The sequence below is a fragment of the Geothrix fermentans DSM 14018 genome, assembly GCF_000428885.1.
GTDB classification, from domain to species: domain Bacteria; phylum Acidobacteriota; class Holophagae; order Holophagales; family Holophagaceae; genus Geothrix; species Geothrix fermentans.
On the sequence record NZ_KE386810.1, the window covers coordinates 343,013 to 359,817 of the forward strand.

The 16,805-nt window shown below is 68.3% G+C and carries 17 protein-coding genes; 7 read left to right on the plus strand and 10 right to left on the minus strand.

What is annotated here, in order from left to right; all coding sequences use genetic code 11:
• Window positions 1-134: 134 nt before the first annotated feature.
• Entirely contained in the window at window positions 135-650 is a 516-nt protein-coding gene (locus G398_RS0112110; protein WP_026853775.1) for a hypothetical protein, read from the minus strand.
• A 169-nt stretch (window positions 651-819) separates the two neighbouring features.
• Complete coding sequence (locus G398_RS19835) at window positions 820-2,721, minus strand: serine/threonine-protein kinase (RefSeq protein ID WP_052571902.1); 1,902 nt, start codon at window positions 2,719-2,721, stop codon at window positions 820-822.
• A gap of 128 nt (window positions 2,722-2,849) precedes the next feature.
• Here G398_RS19835 and G398_RS0112120 point away from each other — a divergent pair, with 128 nt between their 5' ends.
• The 5 genes from G398_RS0112120 (at window position 2,850) to G398_RS0112140 (ending at window position 7,148) form a co-directional block, all read left to right on the plus strand.
• The gene (locus G398_RS0112120; protein WP_026853776.1) at window positions 2,850-4,373 is read left to right on the plus strand and encodes a cellulose synthase family protein; all 1,524 of its coding nucleotides are present in this window, start codon (window positions 2,850-2,852) and stop codon (window positions 4,371-4,373) included.
• Window positions 4,374-4,463: 90 nt separating this feature from the next.
• Complete coding sequence (locus G398_RS18225; RefSeq protein ID WP_043484909.1) at window positions 4,464-5,315, plus strand: PHP domain-containing protein; 852 nt, start codon at window positions 4,464-4,466, stop codon at window positions 5,313-5,315.
• A 32-nt stretch (window positions 5,316-5,347) separates the two neighbouring features.
• Complete coding sequence (locus tag G398_RS0112130) at window positions 5,348-5,746, plus strand: response regulator (protein ID WP_026853777.1); 399 nt, start codon at window positions 5,348-5,350, stop codon at window positions 5,744-5,746.
• 2 nt (window positions 5,747-5,748) lie between these two features.
• The gene (locus tag G398_RS18230) at window positions 5,749-6,582 is read left to right on the plus strand and encodes a tRNA pseudouridine synthase A (protein WP_084512577.1); all 834 of its coding nucleotides are present in this window, start codon (window positions 5,749-5,751) and stop codon (window positions 6,580-6,582) included.
• Window positions 6,583-6,590: 8 nt separating this feature from the next.
• Window positions 6,591-7,148: an HD domain-containing protein gene (locus G398_RS0112140; RefSeq protein ID WP_026853778.1), complete on the plus strand. Its 558-nt coding sequence runs from the start codon at window positions 6,591-6,593 to the stop codon at window positions 7,146-7,148.
• A gap of 3 nt (window positions 7,149-7,151) precedes the next feature.
• On the opposite strand, the gene G398_RS22025 is transcribed toward G398_RS0112140, so the two are convergent.
• The 5 genes from G398_RS22025 to sucC all read right to left on the minus strand — a co-directional run bounded on the left by G398_RS22025 (window position 7,152) and on the right by sucC (window position 11,997).
• Window positions 7,152-8,369 (minus strand): CapA family protein, encoded by a 1,218-nt coding sequence (locus G398_RS22025; RefSeq protein ID WP_052571904.1) that lies wholly within the window; start codon window positions 8,367-8,369, stop codon window positions 7,152-7,154.
• On the minus strand, window positions 8,369-9,247 hold the full coding sequence (locus G398_RS0112150; protein WP_026853779.1) for a radical SAM protein: 879 nt from the start codon (window positions 9,245-9,247) through the stop codon (window positions 8,369-8,371). The genes G398_RS22025 and G398_RS0112150 overlap by 1 nt, the downstream gene beginning before the upstream one ends.
• 89 nt (window positions 9,248-9,336) lie before the next feature.
• The gene (locus G398_RS18240; RefSeq protein WP_052571905.1) at window positions 9,337-9,732 is read right to left on the minus strand and encodes an acyl-CoA thioesterase; all 396 of its coding nucleotides are present in this window, start codon (window positions 9,730-9,732) and stop codon (window positions 9,337-9,339) included.
• A 108-nt stretch (window positions 9,733-9,840) separates the two neighbouring features.
• Window positions 9,841-10,713 carry a succinate--CoA ligase subunit alpha gene (sucD, locus tag G398_RS0112160; protein WP_026853780.1) on the minus strand — a complete coding sequence of 291 codons (873 nt, stop codon included), beginning with the start codon at window positions 10,711-10,713 and terminating at the stop codon, window positions 9,841-9,843.
• Window positions 10,714-10,839: 126 nt separating this feature from the next.
• Window positions 10,840-11,997 carry an ADP-forming succinate--CoA ligase subunit beta gene (gene sucC, locus G398_RS0112165; RefSeq protein WP_026853781.1) on the minus strand — a complete coding sequence of 386 codons (1,158 nt, stop codon included), beginning with the start codon at window positions 11,995-11,997 and terminating at the stop codon, window positions 10,840-10,842.
• A gap of 105 nt (window positions 11,998-12,102) precedes the next feature.
• On the opposite strand from sucC, the gene G398_RS18245 reads away from it, so the two are divergent.
• Window positions 12,103-13,602, plus strand: coding sequence for a type IV pilus twitching motility protein PilT (locus tag G398_RS18245; protein ID WP_211229085.1), 1,500 nt, complete (start codon window positions 12,103-12,105; stop codon window positions 13,600-13,602).
• Window positions 13,603-13,715: 113 nt separating this feature from the next.
• Window positions 13,716-15,062, plus strand: coding sequence for a TPR end-of-group domain-containing protein (locus tag G398_RS22030; protein WP_026853782.1), 1,347 nt, complete (start codon window positions 13,716-13,718; stop codon window positions 15,060-15,062).
• Between the two features lie 12 nt (window positions 15,063-15,074).
• On the opposite strand, the gene G398_RS18250 is transcribed toward G398_RS22030, so the two are convergent.
• The 3 genes from G398_RS18250 to G398_RS21200 form a co-directional block, all read right to left on the minus strand.
• The gene (locus G398_RS18250; RefSeq protein ID WP_052571906.1) at window positions 15,075-16,070 is read right to left on the minus strand and encodes a polyprenyl synthetase family protein; all 996 of its coding nucleotides are present in this window, start codon (window positions 16,068-16,070) and stop codon (window positions 15,075-15,077) included.
• 2 nt (window positions 16,071-16,072) lie between these two features.
• Complete coding sequence (locus G398_RS0112185) at window positions 16,073-16,570, minus strand: YajQ family cyclic di-GMP-binding protein (protein ID WP_026853783.1); 498 nt, start codon at window positions 16,568-16,570, stop codon at window positions 16,073-16,075.
• Window positions 16,571-16,601: 31 nt separating this feature from the next.
• On the minus strand, window positions 16,602-16,805 hold a 204-nt coding region (locus tag G398_RS21200), incomplete at its 5' end, for a hypothetical protein (RefSeq protein WP_211229086.1).

A 16,805-nucleotide genomic window follows, 5' to 3' on the forward strand; every position in this document is an offset into this window, starting at 1 on the left:
GTCCGTGCTCAGCCAGCCCTGCGGCCGGAGCGTCACCCGCAGGGTGACGTGGAGGGAATCCTTCCTCCCCAACGAATACGGCCGCCGCAAGGCGGTCGTATTCGTTGGGGGACGGGAAAAGGAACCGAGGCAGCCTAGGCCGCGCCGATGGGGTCGTCCTGGTGGTGGAGGGACCGGCTGGCGTTCCAGACACGGATGAGGTGCGGCTGGGCGTGCCGGTACCAGTAGCGGATGAGGTCGGTGCGCCGGCGGTCCGACTCGCCGGCCAGGAAGGCCCCGTCGGCGAGGGCGAAGGATGCGTCGACGCCTGGCCCCAGGACATGGAACCGGGCGACACCCCGCACATCTGGTCCGATCACGATCCGCAGGCCGCCCAGGCTTCCGGTGGGCGCGCGCCCGGCCAGCAGCAGGGGCTCCGTCCCGTCAAAGAACACCCAGACCCCGCTGTTCAGCGCGGCCGCGAGGTGCTCCTCGAACGCCTCGACCCTTGAGAACCCCTGCAGCCGGTCCAACCGGAGCGCCCGCCGGGCCCCTTCCCTCCCGGATGACGGGACCTGCCAGACCATGCGCTTCGGGCGCGTCCATGGCGCACAGACGGCCAGATGCCCCGGTCCCGAAACAGGCTGGAGATCGCTCGAAACGATGGCCATGGGTGGACTCCTTCCCGAGCCCCCCATGAAACACGCCCTCCACCCTCCCCGCAGCAGAAACCGCCGAACGGTCGATTCTGGGGGCCGAATGGTCGATTTGCTGCGGCAACCCTGATGGGGCCACGGAAACATCGGGGAGACTATAACCAAGCCCCCTGGAGTCGCTCGTCTACAGCGGAAACCTCAACCCCTTATCCCCCCTCACCTCCACGGTCTCGCTCTTGATGCCTTTGGGGCCTCGGACGGTGATGGTGTGGCGGCCGTGGGGGAGCTTGAGGCTGCTGCCGTCGCTTTCGATGCCGGCGTCCTGGCCGTCCACGAGGACCTTGCCGGTGCCGGGGAAGGTCTCGACGGTGAGGGTGGCGAGGGGAGGCAGGTTGAGGGGTTGGGTCTGGCCGGCGGCCACGCTGAGGCTGCGGCTTTCGCGGTAGTAGTGGCGGGGGCTGGCCAGCTCCACCTTGTGGGTGCCGGGGGGCAGCGGCAGGGTGGCGCCGGGGGCGAGGTCGCCCTTGTCCTGGCCGTCCACCTTCACGCGCACGCCGAAAGCTCCCGCCAGCTTGAGGACGCCGGGGGCGTTGGGATCCAGGGCCGGCTCGGGACGGGCGGCCGCGGCGGCGGCCTCCTTCAGCTCGAAGGTGCGGCCGCCGGGAACCTCGCCGGGGGCGAAATCGGAGGCGTAGGCCAGGCGCTCCTTCGTGAGGGTCAGGCGGTGGGGCTGGCCCTGGTTCCAGCGAACCGTGAGGGGCGTCTCCCCTTCCAGGGGCTTCTCGTCCAGCACCACGGTGGCGCCCGGAGGCACGGAGGTGATGCGCTCTTCGCTGATGATGGGCTCCAGGGTGAAGGCCGGCGGGGCTTCCCCGGGTTTGAAGGCGTAGGCCAGGGGCCGGAATCCATTGAGCTCGAGCCGCAGATTGTCGCCGGCCTGGAGAGGCTGGTTCATGGGTGTGGTGCCCACGGCCAGATTGTTCACGAAGACCTTGGCGCCAGCGGGCAGGGAATCAATCTGGAGGCGGGCCGCCTTCGGGCCGCGGAACAGGAACCAGCCGCCGCCTGCCAGGACGGCCAGCGCCAAGGCGGCGATCCAGATCCGGCCGGAGTCGCGGGATTCGGGACGGGCCACCACCATGGTCTCGTCGAAGGAGGTGGAGCGGATCTCTGGGATGGGGGCGTCGCCGCTCACCTTGAGAAGGCCCAGCAGCTCGCGGCGGTCATCCTTGCCGAGGTCCACCACCGCGTCCAGAAGCTCGCGCACGAAGGCCGCGCAGGTGGCGTGGCGCTCCTCGGGCCGCTTCGAGAGGGTCTTGTCGAAGACCCGCCGCCAGCCCTCGGGCAGGATCCCGAGCACCGGCGGCTGGATCTCGATGGGCGGCTCGTTGACGATGCGGTAGAGGATGGTGTTGATGGAGGTGCCCGGGAACGGCGACTGGCCGCTCATCAGCTCGAAGACCAGCACGCCGAAGCTGAAGATGTCCGAGCGGCTGTCCACCTTGCCCTCGCGGATCTGCTCGGGGCTGGCGTAGCTGGGCGTGCCCAGGAAGATGCCGGTCTGGGTGAGGCTGGCGTCCTCCCGCTTGGCGATGCCGAAGTCCATGAGCTTGGTGCGGCCGTCCTCGCCCACCATGGCGTTCCCGGGCTTCACGTCCCGGTGGACGATGCCCTTGGCGTGGGCGTGGTCCAGGGCCTCGGCCAGCCCTGCGGCGATGCGCAGCTTCTCCTTGGTGGACAGCGCGGCGCCCTCCTTCATGAGCCCGTCCAGGGGCCGGCCCGGCACGTACTCCATGGCCAGGAAGGGGCCGTAGCCCTCCTCCTCGCCCACATCGTAGATGGCGACGATGCCCGGATGGTTCAGCAGGCCGGAGACCTCAGCCTCGCGCTGGAAGCGCATCAGGTGCTCGTGCCGGTCCGCCTCGGTCTTCACCGCATCCAGCTTCATGAGCTTGATGGCCACCTTGCGCTTGATGCGGGGATCCTCGGCCAGCACCACGCTGCCCATGGCTCCGGAGCCCAGGAGGCGTAGGACCTGGTAGCGTCCGATGGTCCTGGGGAGGTTCAGGTTGTCGAGGTCAGCCATGCCAGCCATCCTACCGGACGCATCGGAGATGAAGTGGTAGATTGTCATGTTTTTCGTGGTTTTTCCGATCCCCCGTGGCACAATAACGGCAGGCCCGCTGACCCGGGCCATGGGAGGTTTATTCCGTGATGGAAGTCGTCAAGACCATCGTGCTCGGCACCTACTTCACGCTGCTCACCATCCTGAGTGTCTACGGGGCCCACCGCCTCTGGATGCTCCTGCTCTACTACCGCCACAAGAAGGACGTGCCGCAGCCCGTGGGCGACGCGAACTACCTGCCGGTGGTCACGGTGCAGCTGGCGGTGTTCAACGAGATGAACGTCATCGAGCGCCTCATGGACCACGTCGTGAAGATGGACTGGCCCAAGGAGAAGCTCGAGATCCAGGTGCTGGACGACTCCACGGACGAGACGGTGAAGGTGGCCAGCGCGGTCGTGGACCGCTACAAGGCCCTGGGCTTCGACATCCACTACCTGCACCGGACGGACCGCACGGGCTTCAAGGCCGGCGCGCTGGCCGAGGGCCTGAAGGTGGCCAAGGGCGAGCTGGTGGCCATGTTCGACGCCGACTTTCTCCCCACCGAGGACTTCCTCCGCAAGGCCGTGCCCCACTTCGCCGATGAAAAGGTGGCCTTCGTGCAGGGCTGCTGGGCCCACCTGAACCGCGAGTTCTCCTTGCTGACCCAGGTGCAGGCCATCCTGCTCGACGGCCACTTCGTCTTCGAGCACACGGCCCGCCACCGCTCCCACGCCTTCTTCAACTTCAGCGGCACGGCCGGCATGTGGCGCGTCTCCGCCATCGCCGACGCCGGCGGCTGGGAGCACGACACCATCACCGAGGACGCCGACCTGTCCTACCGCGCCCAGCTCAAGGGCTGGAAGGGCGTCTACCTCAAGGACCTGGTGGTCCCCGCCGAGCTGCCCGTGGAGGTCAATGCCTTCAAGAGCCAGCAGCACCGCTGGGCCAAGGGCAATGCCCAGGTCATCCGCAAGCTGATGAAGACCATCTGGAAGTCCAACGAGAGCCTGCACACCAAGCTGGAGTGCTGGTTCCACCTGACGGCCAACTGCAACTACATGCTGATGGTGGTGCTCTCCGTGATCATGGTGCCCGCCATGGTCTTCCGGGCCGGCACACCTGTGCCTGTCCTGCTGCTCACGGACGGCCCCTTCTTCCTGCTGAACGCGGTGAGCGTGGGCCTCTACTTCGGGCTCTCCCAGAAGGAGCTGACGGACAACACCGGCTGGCAGAAGCGCCTGAAGTACATTCCCGGCCTCATGGGCCTGGGCATCGGCCTCGCCCTGAACCAGGCCAAGGCCGTGCTGGAAGGCTTCTTCACCGACGACAAAGAGTTCAAGCGCACGCCCAAGTACGGCGTGGACGCCCACGGCAACACCGTCACCAAGCGGGCCTACAAGGTGCCCAAGAGCCTGACCACCTTCCTCGAGCTGGCCTTCGCCGTCTACTACTTCGTCGCCCTCTTCGTGGCCATCTACATCCGCAAGTGGGCCTCGGTGCCCTTCCTCTGGCTGTTCTTCAGCGGCTTCTCCTACATGAGCATCCTCTCCCTGGCCGACGTGAAGCTGTTCCGCCGTCTGGCCATGGAGGAGCCCGCCGACGACGCCCAGAGCGCCTCGAACTTCGTCCAGTAGCGGCCTCGCGAGTCCAGGGCCCGTGGCCCGCCCTGGTGCCTCCGGCTCCGGCCGAAGGCGCCTCAGGATGAGACCCCCCACCGGTGCCCAGTGATCGACCTCCACTGCCATACCCTCCACTCGGACGGCACGGATACGCCGGAGCGCCTGGCCCTGCTCGGAGAGGAGGCCGGGCTGTCGGCCCTCTGCCTCACGGACCACGACACCCTGGGCGGCATCCCGGCCTTCCTGGCCATGCAGCCGCAGGTGAAGGTGCGCCTGCTGGTGGGCACCGAGCTGAGCTGCCGCTTCCTGGGCCGCTCCCTGCACGTGCTGGGCCTCCTGGTGGACCCCGCCGATGCCCGCTTCCAGACGCGCCTGGACGAGCTGCGCCGGCGCCGGGATGACCGGAACCACCGCATGATCGCCCGTCTGGCGGAGCTGGGCTGCCCCATCACCTACGAGGAGGTGCAGGCCCAGGCGGAGACGCCCCTGATCTCCCGCGTCCACTTCGCCAAGGCCCTGGCGGCCCGGGGCTTCGTCAAGCGGGCCCCGGAGGCCTTCGAGCGGCTCATCGGGGACGACTGCCCCGGTTTCGTGCCCCGGGAGGAGCTGAGCCCCACCGAGGCGGCCCGCTGGATCCGCGAGGCCGGGGGCGTCCCCGTGGTGGCCCATCCGGGCCGCTTCGCCGGCGGCTCCTTCCGCTGGGACGAGGCCATGAAGGATCTCCAGCGCGAAGGCATGGAGGGGCTCGAAGGCTATTACGGCGAGTACCGCGCCGCGGAGCAGAAGCACTTCGTGGCCCTGGCCGCGCGGCTCGGCATGGTGGTCACCGGCGGCAGCGACTATCACGGCGCCAACAAGCCGGGCCTGCGCCTCGGCACCGGCCGGGGCGGCCTCAAGGTGCCGGACGACCTGCTGGAGATCCTGGAAAAGCGGCAAAAAGACGGCACTTACCACTGATTGCCGCTAGGCTGGAAGCAACCGAGGCACCCATGGCAGAGCGGATTCTCCTGGTGGAGGACGACCCCATCAACGTGAAGTTCATCCAGACCGTGCTGGCGAAGAAAGGCGGGTACGAGGTCCTGGTGTCCGAGGACGTGGATGAGATCCTGCGCCTGACGCGGGAGGCCGGCCTGAAGGCCATCATCATGGACGTCAGCCTCTCCCGGTCGAGCTACCAGGGCCAGAAAGTGGATGGGATCTTCATCACCAAGCTCCTCAAGCAGAGCGAGGCCACCCGCGGGGTTCCCGTGCTGCTGGCCACGGCCCACGCCATGTTCGGGGACCGGGAGAAATACCTGGAGCTGACCGGCGCTGAGGGCTACATCTCGAAGCCGATCCACGACCCTGCGGCCCTCATCGAGGCGGTGAAGTCCGTCGCCGGAGCCTGAAGGTGCCCGCCGCGAGACCCGTGCCCTACACCGCGTACCGCCTGCTGGTGGAGTACGACGGGAGCCGCTTCCAGGGCTGGCAGAAACAGGGCGCGAAGCAGTCCAGGGAGGGCGTCCGCACCGTGGCGGGCAGCCTGGAACACGCCCTCCACGAGGCCCGCCTGCGGCTGGTCTACCTGGGCGGCGCCGGCCGCACGGATGCCGGCGTGCATGCCCTGGGCCAGGTGGCCCACCTGCACCTGGAGACCCAGGGCGCGCCCCGGCCCGGAGAACTCCGCCGCATCCTCGACGCCTCCCTGCCCCAGGACATCGCCATCCGGGACGTGCGCACCTGCGCACCGCGCTTCCACGCGAGGTTCGATGCCGTGGACCGCACCTACCTCTACCAGATCAGCCGCCGGCGCAGCGCCTTCGGCAAGCCCTGGATCTGGTGGGTGAAGCGCAGCCTCGACTTGGACAAGCTGGGGAAGGCCTGGACCGCCTTCCAGGGCGACCAGGACCTGGGCTCCTTCGCGGACCTGGATGCCGAGGAGGACGGCCTGAGCCGCATCCATGCCTGCGAAGTCGCCGAGGCCGGTTCCCTCGTGCTGCTGCGGGTCCGCGCCAACCACTTCTTCCGCCGCCAGGTGCGGCGCATGGTCGGCGCCGCCGTGGCCTGCGCCCTGGGTGAGGAGGAGCCCCGCCGGGTGCTGGAGGACCTCCGCAATCCCACGGACGCCGCCAACCTCTACTGGGCCGCCAAGGCCGCCCCCGCCTCCGGCCTCTTCCTGGAAGCCGTGCGCTACTCCGGCGATCCCGAGCCCGGACCGCCCCGCCCCACCCTCTTCATTCCCTGAGGACCCCGATGCTCGACCGCGAGGAAGCCTGGACCCTGCTCTGCCAGTGGACGCCTTCGGAGAAGCTGCGGATCCACGCGCGGGCCGTGGAGCTGGTCATGCGCGACCTCGGCGCGCGGCTGGGGGAGGACGCGGGGCGCTTCGGCCTGGCGGGCCTGCTCCATGACGCGGACTACGACACCTGGCCCGGCGAGCATCCGAACCGCATCGTGGCCTGGCTGCGGGAGCGCGGGGAGGCGGACCTGGCCCACGCCATCAGCGCCCACTACACCCGCTGGAACGTGCCCTACGACCACCTGCTGGACAAGGCCCTGCTGGCCTCAGACGAGATCACGGGCTTCGTCATGGCCTGTGCCCTGGTGCGTCCCACCCGCACCGAGGGGCTGGAGCCCAAGAGCGTGAAGAAGAAGCTCAAGGACAAGGCCTTCGCGGCAGGCGTGGACCGGCACGAGGTCGCCGAGGGATTCCGCATGCTCATGGAGGCCGTGGGCGGCACCGAGGACGAGCACCTCGCCCGCATCATTGCGGTGCTGCACGAACACCGGGCGGAGCTGGGCCTGACCTAGCTCCTAGCGTACGAAGGCTTCGCCCAGGGTTTCCGCGATGCGCCTCCGGCGGAGGATGAGGGTCCGCAGGTACTCCTGCTTCTCCAGCAGGGCCGCCCGCCGGGCCTGGGTTTCTGGACCTTCTCGGGGAACCGACAGGGCCTCCACCTCGGCCCGCACCCGGGCCTCGGCGGCGGCCACGCGGATGACGCGGATCTCCCGCTTGGCGGCGGGCGCTCCCCAGTTGTTCTCCGTCCAGAGGGGCTCGAAGGAGGCCTCCGCCAGGGCCACCCGCATCCGCCCATCCGGGTCCTGGCGTAGCTCGAACACCGCCTGGAGCGCGGCCCCGTCGCGGCTGTCCCCGCCCGCCACCGGGAACAGGTCGGCCCGGTACATGCGGTCCTGGTTGCTGATGAAGTTGCCCAGGGAGTAGGCCACCAGTGCCTTCCGGCCCCCCGTCTCCAGGATCTCCGCAGGCTGGAGGACATGGGGATGGTGGCCCAGCACCAGGTCGCAGCCCGCCTCCACCAGCCGCTTCGCGATGTCCCGCTGCCGTTTCGTGGGCTGGCGCTGGTACTCGTTGCCCCAGTGGACGCTCACCACCACCAGGTCGGCCCGGGAACGGGCCTCCCGGACCGCCGCCTGGGCCGGCTCCAGATCCATCGGCCGCACCCATGGCGCGTCGGCCCTGCGGTTGAGGTCCACGTTGAAGATGTCGGTGAAGCCGAGGAAGGCCACCTTCAGGCCCTGCCGCTCCAGAACCTGCAGCGCCTCCGCCCGGGGGCGGTCCTCGCCGCTGCCCACGGCCACGAGCCGCTCCGCACGGAGGCGGTCCAGGGTCTCCCGCACGCCCTTGGGACCCTGGTCGAAGGCATGGTTGTTGGCCGTGGACAGCACTGTGAAGCCGCTGGCCCGCAAGGCCGAAGGCAGGATCGCCGGGGCGTTGAACTGGAAGGGCACGCCCGGCCTGCCGGTGGTGGGCGCCACCGGCGTCTCCAGGTTGCCGAAGGCCAGGTCCGCGCCCCGGAACAGGGGCACCAGGTCCGCCCACAGGGCGGGAAAGCCCTGGCCGGCGTGTTCCGCGGAGGCCTTCACGTCCTGGTGCATGAGGATGTCCCCCACGGCCACCAGGCGCAGGCGCGGTGGCGGGGGAGGCGGCGGCGCCGTGCGGGAGCGGCAGGCCAGCGAGACCCCCAGCCCCGCCGCCAGGGCCGCGGCGGCGATCCAGGTTCCCCGGCCCATCAGGCCCAGTCCTCCGGCCCGTAGTAGACCTCCACGGGCAGGCCCGGGAGGCGGGCGCCCACCTGGGCCGCCAGGGCATCCATCTCCGCGCGGGAAAGGGGTCGCGCCTCCGGCTCCGGCGTGGGCCTCGCCACCGTGTAGAGCTGGAGGGCCTGGAGGCGGCCGCCCTGGGTCTGGAGGGCCTCCAGGCGGCCGCAGTAGGCCTCCACCTCATCGGCGGAGGGCCCCCGCCCCTTCCAGCTCAGGAAGAGGGTCTGGATGAGGATGGGCCAGCGGCGGGCCGTAGTCAGCAGGTTGTCGAGGATCCGCTGGAAGGGCACCTGGCTGCGGCAGATCTCGCGGTAGTAGGATTCGGTGCCCGCATCCAGCTTGGCCCAGACTTCCCCCTGATTCGCCATGAGGATCTCCAGCCCCTTCACGACCTCTGGGGCCTGGAGACGGCTGGAATCGGTGATGAGCACGAGCTTCACCAGATCCAGACCGCGCTGCTTCTTGAGGCGGGCGACCCTCGCCACGACTTCGGGGAACTCGCGGGCGGTGGTGGGCTCTCCGTCGCCGCTGAAGGCGATGTCATTGAGGCGCCGCTGCTCGGGCCGCGCGGAGCCGAAGGGGGGGAACTCGTAGATCTCGCCGCTGGTGGCCAGGTCCAGCAGGAGGCCCAGCTCCTTCTCCAGGAGGTCCAGATCCAGATCCCGTCGCTTCGGCGGGGTCTGGCGATCCACCTCGCAGTAGACGCAATCGAAGTTGCAGACCTTGTCGGGGTTCAGGTTCACGCCCAGGCTCACCCCCCGGCTCCGGCGCGAGATCACGGGGTAGCAGTAGTCGAAATCCCGCCAGACGCGGCGGTGATCCAGGTGGGCCTTGATCAGATCCGTCATGGCTCAAGTACATCACGGACGCGGGGAGGTTCCATCAAAAAGGACACCGGAAATTCACCGGCGCCTTCCTGATGGGATTGGCCGCGGGTTCAGCCGCCCTGGCGGCGGAGGTGGGCTTCGGCGGCAGCCTGGACGGCCTCGGGCTTCCACAGGATCGGCTCGGGCCGCTGCTCCTCGCTCACGGCCACCATGACGAACTCACCGCTGGTGACGGCCCGCCGGGCATCGGTCACCGGCTGGTAGACCTGCACCTCGACCTGGAGCGACATGCTGGTCCGCCCGCGCCGGGCGATGGCGGCATAGAACTCGATGATCTCCCCCGCCCGCACCGGGCTGTGGAACACCAGCTCCGACACCTTGAGCGTGAGGAAGCGGCGGTTCCTGGACATGAGCGAGGCGGTGATCCCCGCCACCTTGTCCATGCGGGACATCATGTCGCCGCCGAAGAGCGTGGCGTTGAGGCCGATGTCCTGGTCCAGAACCATTTCCCTTGAAATCAACATATTAAAAAAATAACCACCAAGACACCAAGGCACCAAGAACTGCTTTTCTTGGTGCCTTGGTGTCTTGGTGGTGAAGCTTTTCCCTTTGCCCTACTTCAGCCGCTCAGCCAGGGCCTTGCCCATGTCGGCGGGGCTCTGCACGACGGTGATGCCCGCGGCGGTGAGGGCCTTCATCTTCTCGGCGGCGGTACCCTTGCCTCCGGAGATGATGGCGCCCGCGTGGCCCATGCGGCGCCCCGGAGGGGCCGTCTGGCCGGCGATGAAGGCCACCACGGGCTTCTTCATGTTGGCCTTCACCCAGGCGGCGGCATCTTCCTCGGCGCTGCCGCCAATCTCGCCGATCATGATGACGGCGTGGGTGTCGGGGTCGTTGTTGAACATCTCCAGCGCATCGATGTGGCTGGTGCCGCTGACCGGATCGCCGCCGATGCCGATGCAGGTGCTCTGGCCGATGCCCAGGGCGGTGAGCTGGCCCACGGCCTCATAGGTGAGGGTGCCGGAGCGGCTGACCACGCCGACATTCCCCTGCTTGTGGATGCGGCCGGGCATGATGCCGATCTTGGCCAGGCCAGGGCTGATGATGCCGGGGCAGTTGGGGCCGATGAGGCGGCTCTTGGGGTAGTTGGGGAGCACCCGCTTGACCTTGACCATGTCCAGGACGGGGATGCCCTCGGTGATGCAGACCACCAGCTCGATGCCCGCGTCCAGGGCCTCGAGGATGGCGTCCGCCGCGGCCACGGGGGGCACGAAGATCATGGTGGCGTTGGCGCCGGTCTTGGCCACGGCATCCCTGACGGTGTTGAAGACGGGGAAGCCCTCGATCTCCGTGCCGCCCTTGCCGGGGGTCACGCCGCCGACCACGTTCGTGCCGTAGTCGCGGCAGCCCTTGGCGTGGAAGAGGCCCTCGCGGCCCGTGATGCCCTGGACGATGAGTTTGGTGTGGTTGCCCACGAGAACTGCCATGTCATACCTCTCTGAATGCGAATCGGTTTCCGGGGATGGGATGAGGGTGCGGGTTCCCCGCGCACTCATCCGGGGGCCCGGGGGGACATCGCGAGCAAAGCGAGCAGGCGGTCCCCCCGGACAGCATCATTTGACGGCCGCGACCACCTTCTCGGCGGCATCCTTCAGGTCGGACCCGACGATGAGGTTCAGGCCGCTGGCGGCGAGGATCTGCTTGCCCTCCTCGACATTGGTGCCTTCCAAGCGGACGACCACGGGCACCTTGATGCCGATCTCCTTGGCCGCGTTCACGATGCCGGAGGCCACGATGTCGCAGCGCATGATGCCGCCGAAGATGTTCACCAGCACGGCCTTCACGGCCTTGTCCTGGAGGATGATGCGGAAGGCGTTCTTCACCGCGTCCTCGGTGGCGCTGCCGCCCACGTCGAGGAAGTTCGCGGGCGAGCTGCCGCAGTACTTGATGATGTCCATGGTGGCCATGGCCAGGCCGGCGCCATTCACCATGCAGCCGATGCTGCCGTCCAGCTTGATGAAGTTGAGGTTGTACTTGCTGGCCTCCACTTCCTCTTCCGCTTCCTCGTTGAGGTCGCGGTAGGCGAGCACGTCCGGGTGGCGGACGAGGCCGTTGTCATCGAAGCCGATCTTGGCGTCCAGGGCCGTGACATCCCCCTGCTTGGTCACCACCAGCGGGTTGATCTCCACCATGGAGCAGTCCTTGTCCACGAAGAGCCTGTAGAGGTTCTGGAGGAAGACCACGCCCTTCTTGAAGGCATCACCCTCAAGGCCGAGCGCGAAGGCCACCTGCCGGGCCTGGAAGCCGCTCAGGCCCAGGGCCGGATCCACGGCGACCTTGACGATCTTCTCGGGGGTCTTCTCGGCAACCTCCTCGATCTCCACGCCGCCTTCGGTGGAGGCCAGGATCGTGACACGGCTGGTGACGCGGTCCACCAGGAAGCTCAGGTAGAGCTCGCGCGCGATGTCGATGGGCTTGGAGATGAACACCGTGCGGACCTTGCGGCCCTCGGCGCCGGTCTGCTTCGTGACCAGCTGCATGCCGATCATGGCCTTGAACAGCTCGGCGGCCTTGTCGGGATCCGTCGCGAACTTCACGCCGCCGCCCTTCCCGCGGCCGCCGGCGTGGATCTGTGCCTTGACGACGCTGGCTCCGCCGAACTCCTTGGTGATCATGCGGGCCTCTTCGGCGTCCTGGGCGACCTTCCCGTCGGGGGTGGCCACCTTGTACTGCCGCAGCAGCTCTTTGGCTTGGTATTCGTGGATGTTCATGCTCACTCCCGAAAAGGTCGCCCTCCAGTCTACCGCCCAGGCCGGCGCCGCCGAACCCTGAAGGCTGTGACTCGTGGCATCCTTTGAGGACTCCAGGAGTCCGTCATGCCCCAGATCGACCGGCTGCTTTCCCATGTCATCGCCCGGGGGGGGATCAGGCTCCACCTGCAGGCGGACCGGAAGCCCAGCCTGGAGCTGCGGGAGGGCGGCGCGGTGGACATCCTGCCCAACCCCCTCCCGGCGGTGATGGTCGATGTGCTGGCGGGGGAAGTGGTTCCGCCGCACCTGAAGTCCGCCTGGCAGACGGATGGGAAGGCCGACTTCGAGCACCAGCTGGAGGGCCAGGTCTTCATGCTCCGCCTGAGCCGGGACGCGAGCGGCTCCCGGCTCATCGCCGAATGGCAGGACACCGCGCGGCCCCAGCCGCCGGCGGAAGCCCCGGCCGCCACCCCGGCCATCGCCCCACCGTCCCCCACCATCCGGCCCGCGGCCGGCCACACCCACCCCCTGGCGGAGCGGCTGTTCTCGGCCCTCCTGGCCCAGCAGGGCTCGGACCTCCATTGCACCTCCATGGAACCCCCCCTGGTCCGCGTCCACGGCGACATGAAGGAGCTGGAAGGGTTCGGCCGCCTGGAGCCTGCCACCATGCTGGAGATGATGGAGGGCCTGGCCACACCGGCGGCCTGGCACCACTTCCAGGAGCGGCATGATGCCGATTTCGCCTATGCCTACGAGGCCGGCGGCTGCCGCTTGCGCGTGAACTACTTCATGGATCGCGTGGGGCCCGGCCTGGTCTGCCGCGTCATTCCCAACCAGATTCCCGACCCGGACAAGCTGGGCCTGCCCGATCCCGTCCGGCGCCTCTGCGACCTCTCCAAGGGCCTCGTGCTGGTGACGGGTCCCACCGGCAGCGGCAAGTCCACCACCCTGGCGGCCATCCTCGACCTGGCCAACCAGAAGCGCCACGACCACATCCTCACCATCGAGGACCCCATCGAGTTCGTGCATCCCCGCAAGGGCTGCCTCGTGAACCAGCGCGAGGTGGGCACCCACACGGAGAGCTTCAAGAACGGCCTCCGCGCCGCCCTCCGCGAGGACCCCGACATCATCCTCGTGGGCGAGATGCGCGACCTGGAGACCATCGCCATTGCCCTGGAGACCGCCATCACGGGGCACCTCGTCTTCGGCACCCTCCACACCAGCAGCGCCATCGGCACCATCGACCGGATCGTGGACCAGTTCCCCGCGGACCGGCAGCAGCAGATCCGGGTCATGCTCGCGGACGCCCTCAAGTGCGTCATCAGCCAGACCCTGCTGAAGAAGATCGGGGGCGGCCGCATCGCCGCCCTGGAGACCCTCTTCATCAGCCCGGCCATCGCCAACCTCATCCGGGAAGGCAAGAACTTCCAGATCCCCAGCTCCATGCAGACGGGTCGCAGCTACGGCCAGCGCCTCATGAACGACGCCTTGGTGGAGCTCATCAAGGACAAGAAGGTGGAGCCCATGGAGGCCTACCTCAAGTGCCCGGACAAGGAGAGCTTCATCTCCGCCTGCAAGCGGGCCGGGATCCCCTTCGACCTGCGGCTCGGGGAAGTCGAGGCCTGACCCGGCCCTTGCGCGGAGGGGAGCCCACCCCATGCTGGGTACCGCGCCCGGATCAGGGTCCGTGTGTCCAACCACCAGCAGGTCCTGAGACCGGGATGCCCTTGAGGTGGAACATGACCCTGCAGCTGGGCAAGTCCCCTCGCTCTTCCCGCACAGCCCCGGGAGGGGCTCCTGCCCGCCCCAAGGCCCGGCGGGAGCAGGCCGTCGTGGCCGTCCTGCCCTTCCAGGACCAGCGGGCGGATGGCGGCGATGCCCCCCTCTGCGAAGGGATCGCCGACGAGGTACTCCAGGCCCTCAACCACCTGGACGGGCTGCAGATCGTCTCCAGGACGACCTCGTTCCGGTACGGGGGCCCGGCCCTCTCGCCCCAGGCGGCGGGGCGCCACCTGCATGCCACCGCCATCCTGGCCGGATCCCTCCGGAAGGATGACCGGCTCCTGATGCTGAAGGCGGACCTGGTGGACGTGAAGACCGGGCGCGTGACCTGGTCGAAGGCCTATGCCTTCGACCGGCAGGACCTCTTCACCACCCTCGACGACATCATCCGGAACGTGGCCTCCACCCTGCACGTGCGCGCCACCCTCCGCCCCAGGTACGCCGTGGATCTCGAGGCCTACGAGCACTACCTCCTGGGACGGCACCACTACTTCCGGTTCAACCGCCAGGGCATGGCCCTGGCCACGCAGATGTACCGCCGCGCCCTGGCCCTGGATCCGCGGTTCCCCTCCGCCTGGGCGGGCCTGGCCAACTGCGCGGCCTACAGCTACATCTACATCGATCGCACGGAACCCCAGCGAGAACTGGCGGAAGCGGCCAGCTCCCGCGCCCTGGAACTAGACCCCTACCTGGCCGAAGCCCACGCCTCGCGGGGCGCCGCCCTGTCGGCGGCCGGCCAGGGCGACGAGGCCGAGGCGGCCTTCGAGACGGCCCTCCGCCTGGATCCCAACCTCTATGAGGCGGCCTACTTCTACGCCAGGCACTGCTTCGCCGCAGGAAAGCCGGAGCGGGCCATCGAATACTTCGAGTGGGCCGCGGCCCTCCGCCCAGAGGACTTCCAGTCCATCCTCCTCGTGGCGCAGGTCTACCACAGCCTGGGCCTGGAGGACGAGGCGGAGCGGGCCCGGAGGTCCGGTCTGGCCCTGGTGGAGGCCCACCTGGAACGGGTTCCGGGCGACCCGCGGGCCCGCTACCTGGGGGCCAATGCCCTCGTGGCCCTGGGGGAGCGGGACAAGGGCCTGGCCTGGGCCCGCATGGCCCGGGGCCTGGATCCGGACGATTCCATGCTGCTCTACAACCTGGGCTGCATCCACGCCCTGGCCGACGATCCCGAAGAGAGCCTGGCCTGCCTGGAGCGGGCGGTGGACGGCGGGCTCTCCCAGAAGGACTGGTTCGCCCACGATGGTGACCTGGATTCCATCCGGGCCCATCCCCGGTTCCGGGAGCTCATGGCCCGGCTCTGAACCGCCCTACCCTCACTTGCTCCGGGACAGGAGGGCCTCCGGAATCTCCCGGAGCAGCTCCCCGGTGGCGGCGTCGCCCGGCACGATGGCGAGCTGGGCCACGGCGTTCTTCGAGGCCTGAAGGGCCAGCTCCCGGGTCTCGGCGAGGGCGTCGTGCCGGGCAATCAGGGCCCGGAGCGCAGTCTCCTCATCGGCGGGAATGGGCACTTCCTCGCCCCGGTCCCAGATGGTGCGGATCAGCCGGCGCGTCTCGTCCGGGGCCTTCTCCAGCAGTGTGAGCATGGGCAGGGTGAGCTTGCCCTCCCGCAGGTCGCTGAAGGCCGGCTTGCCCAGCTGCTCGCTGGTGGCGGTGTAGTCCAGGAGGTCGTCCACCAGCTGGAAGGCGCGCCCCACTTCCAGGCCGTACTGGCGCATGGCCACGCACTCCTCCTGGCTCCGGGCCGTGAGGACGGCGCCCGTCTCGGTGCAGCCGCTGAACAGGAGGGCCGTCTTCCGCTCCTGGATGTCGAAGTAGTCCTTGCGGCTGGTGTCGAGCTTAAAGAGCACATCGTTCTGGATGAGCTCGCCCTCGATCATGCGGGTGGTGACCTCCGCGAAGATCTCCATCATCCGCCAGCTGCGCCCGGCGATGGCCTCGCTCATGGCCACCAGGTAGAGGACGTCCCCGAAGAGCACAGTGAGGGTGTTGCCCCAGAGCCGGTTGAGGGTGGGCATGCTCCGGCGGAGCTGGGCATGGTCGATGACGTCGTCGTGAACCAGGGTGGCCGTGTGGACCAGCTCGAAGACGGCGCCGAACCGCACGTCATCCTCGTTCTGGACGCCGCAGAACCGGGAGGAGAGCGCCACCAGGGCCGGTCTCAGGCGCTTCCCCTGCCCCCCGCGGACATGGTCGGCCAGCTTCTGGACCACTTCCACGTCGCTCTGGAGGATGCGCTGGAGTTCCGCCTCCACGCCCGCCAGCTTCGGGGCGATGGGGAGGAAATAGCGGGAGAGGTCGAGTCGGCTCAAGGTCAGCCCCGGTAGTTGGTGAACTGCAGGTCCAGCCCCTGATCGTCCTTCTTGAACAGGGCGATGACTTCCTGCAGGTCGTCCCGGCTCTTGCCGCTCACGCGCAGCTGGTCGCCCTGGATGCTGGCCTGGGCCTTGATCTTGGCATCCTTGAGGGCCTTGATGAGCCCCTTGGCCTTTTCCACGGGGATGCCCTGCTGGATGGTGACCTCCTGCCGGACCGTGCCCTTGGCGGCGGGCTCGATCTTGCCGTAGGTCATGCTGCGGATGCTCACCCCCCGCTTGTGGAGCTTGGTCTGGAGCACGTCGATGACGGCCTTGAGCTTCACCTCGTCATCGCTGGTGAGCACCAGCACCTTGTCGTCCTTGAGCTCGATCTTGGACACCGAGCCCTTGAAGTCGTAGCGCTGGCCGATCTCCTTCATGGCCTGGGCCACGGCGTTCTTCACCTCGTCCAAGTCCACCTTGCACACCACATCGAAGGAACATTCGCTGGCCATGGCCCCACCTCATCCGGATACACCTTTCAGACTAGCGTCTCGGCTGATCCGAAGAAAAGTCGGAGACAGGATTAACAGGATGAAATGCTGGATTAACAGGATCAGAGACAAGAGGAAACGGAACCTGCTTCGTGCTTTTGAATCCTGTTACCTGATTATCGGCGAGCCTCAGCCAGAAAAGCGGAACGCAGAGGGCGCAGAGACCGCCCTTCGGGCGCACGGAGAGCGCGGAGGG

Excerpts from the sequence above, each read along its gene's own strand:
- G398_RS18240 (WP_052571905.1), bottom strand. The coding sequence starts at position 9,732 with ATGGTTCTGGACCAGGACATCGGCCTCAACGCCACGCTCTTCGGCGGC.
- G398_RS0112140 (WP_026853778.1), top strand. The coding sequence starts at position 6,591 with ATGCTCGACCGCGAGGAAGCCTGGACCCTGCTCTGCCAGTGGACGCCT.
- G398_RS18245 (WP_211229085.1), top strand. The coding sequence starts at position 12,103 with ATGCCCCAGATCGACCGGCTGCTTTCCCATGTCATCGCCCGGGGGGGG.
- sucC (WP_026853781.1), bottom strand. The coding sequence starts at position 11,997 with ATGAACATCCACGAATACCAAGCCAAAGAGCTGCTGCGGCAGTACAAG.
- G398_RS22025 (WP_052571904.1), bottom strand. The coding sequence starts at position 8,369 with ATGGGCCGGGGAACCTGGATCGCCGCCGCGGCCCTGGCGGCGGGGCTG.
- G398_RS0112150 (WP_026853779.1), bottom strand. The coding sequence starts at position 9,247 with ATGACGGATCTGATCAAGGCCCACCTGGATCACCGCCGCGTCTGGCGG.
- G398_RS0112120 (WP_026853776.1), top strand. The coding sequence starts at position 2,850 with ATGGAAGTCGTCAAGACCATCGTGCTCGGCACCTACTTCACGCTGCTC.
- sucD (WP_026853780.1), bottom strand. The coding sequence starts at position 10,713 with ATGGCAGTTCTCGTGGGCAACCACACCAAACTCATCGTCCAGGGCATC.
- G398_RS22030 (WP_026853782.1), top strand. The coding sequence starts at position 13,716 with ATGACCCTGCAGCTGGGCAAGTCCCCTCGCTCTTCCCGCACAGCCCCG.
- G398_RS19835 (WP_052571902.1), bottom strand. The coding sequence starts at position 2,721 with ATGGCTGACCTCGACAACCTGAACCTCCCCAGGACCATCGGACGCTAC.
- G398_RS0112110 (WP_026853775.1), bottom strand. The coding sequence starts at position 650 with ATGGCCATCGTTTCGAGCGATCTCCAGCCTGTTTCGGGACCGGGGCAT.
- G398_RS0112185 (WP_026853783.1), bottom strand. The coding sequence starts at position 16,570 with ATGGCCAGCGAATGTTCCTTCGATGTGGTGTGCAAGGTGGACTTGGAC.
- G398_RS0112130 (WP_026853777.1), top strand. The coding sequence starts at position 5,348 with ATGGCAGAGCGGATTCTCCTGGTGGAGGACGACCCCATCAACGTGAAG.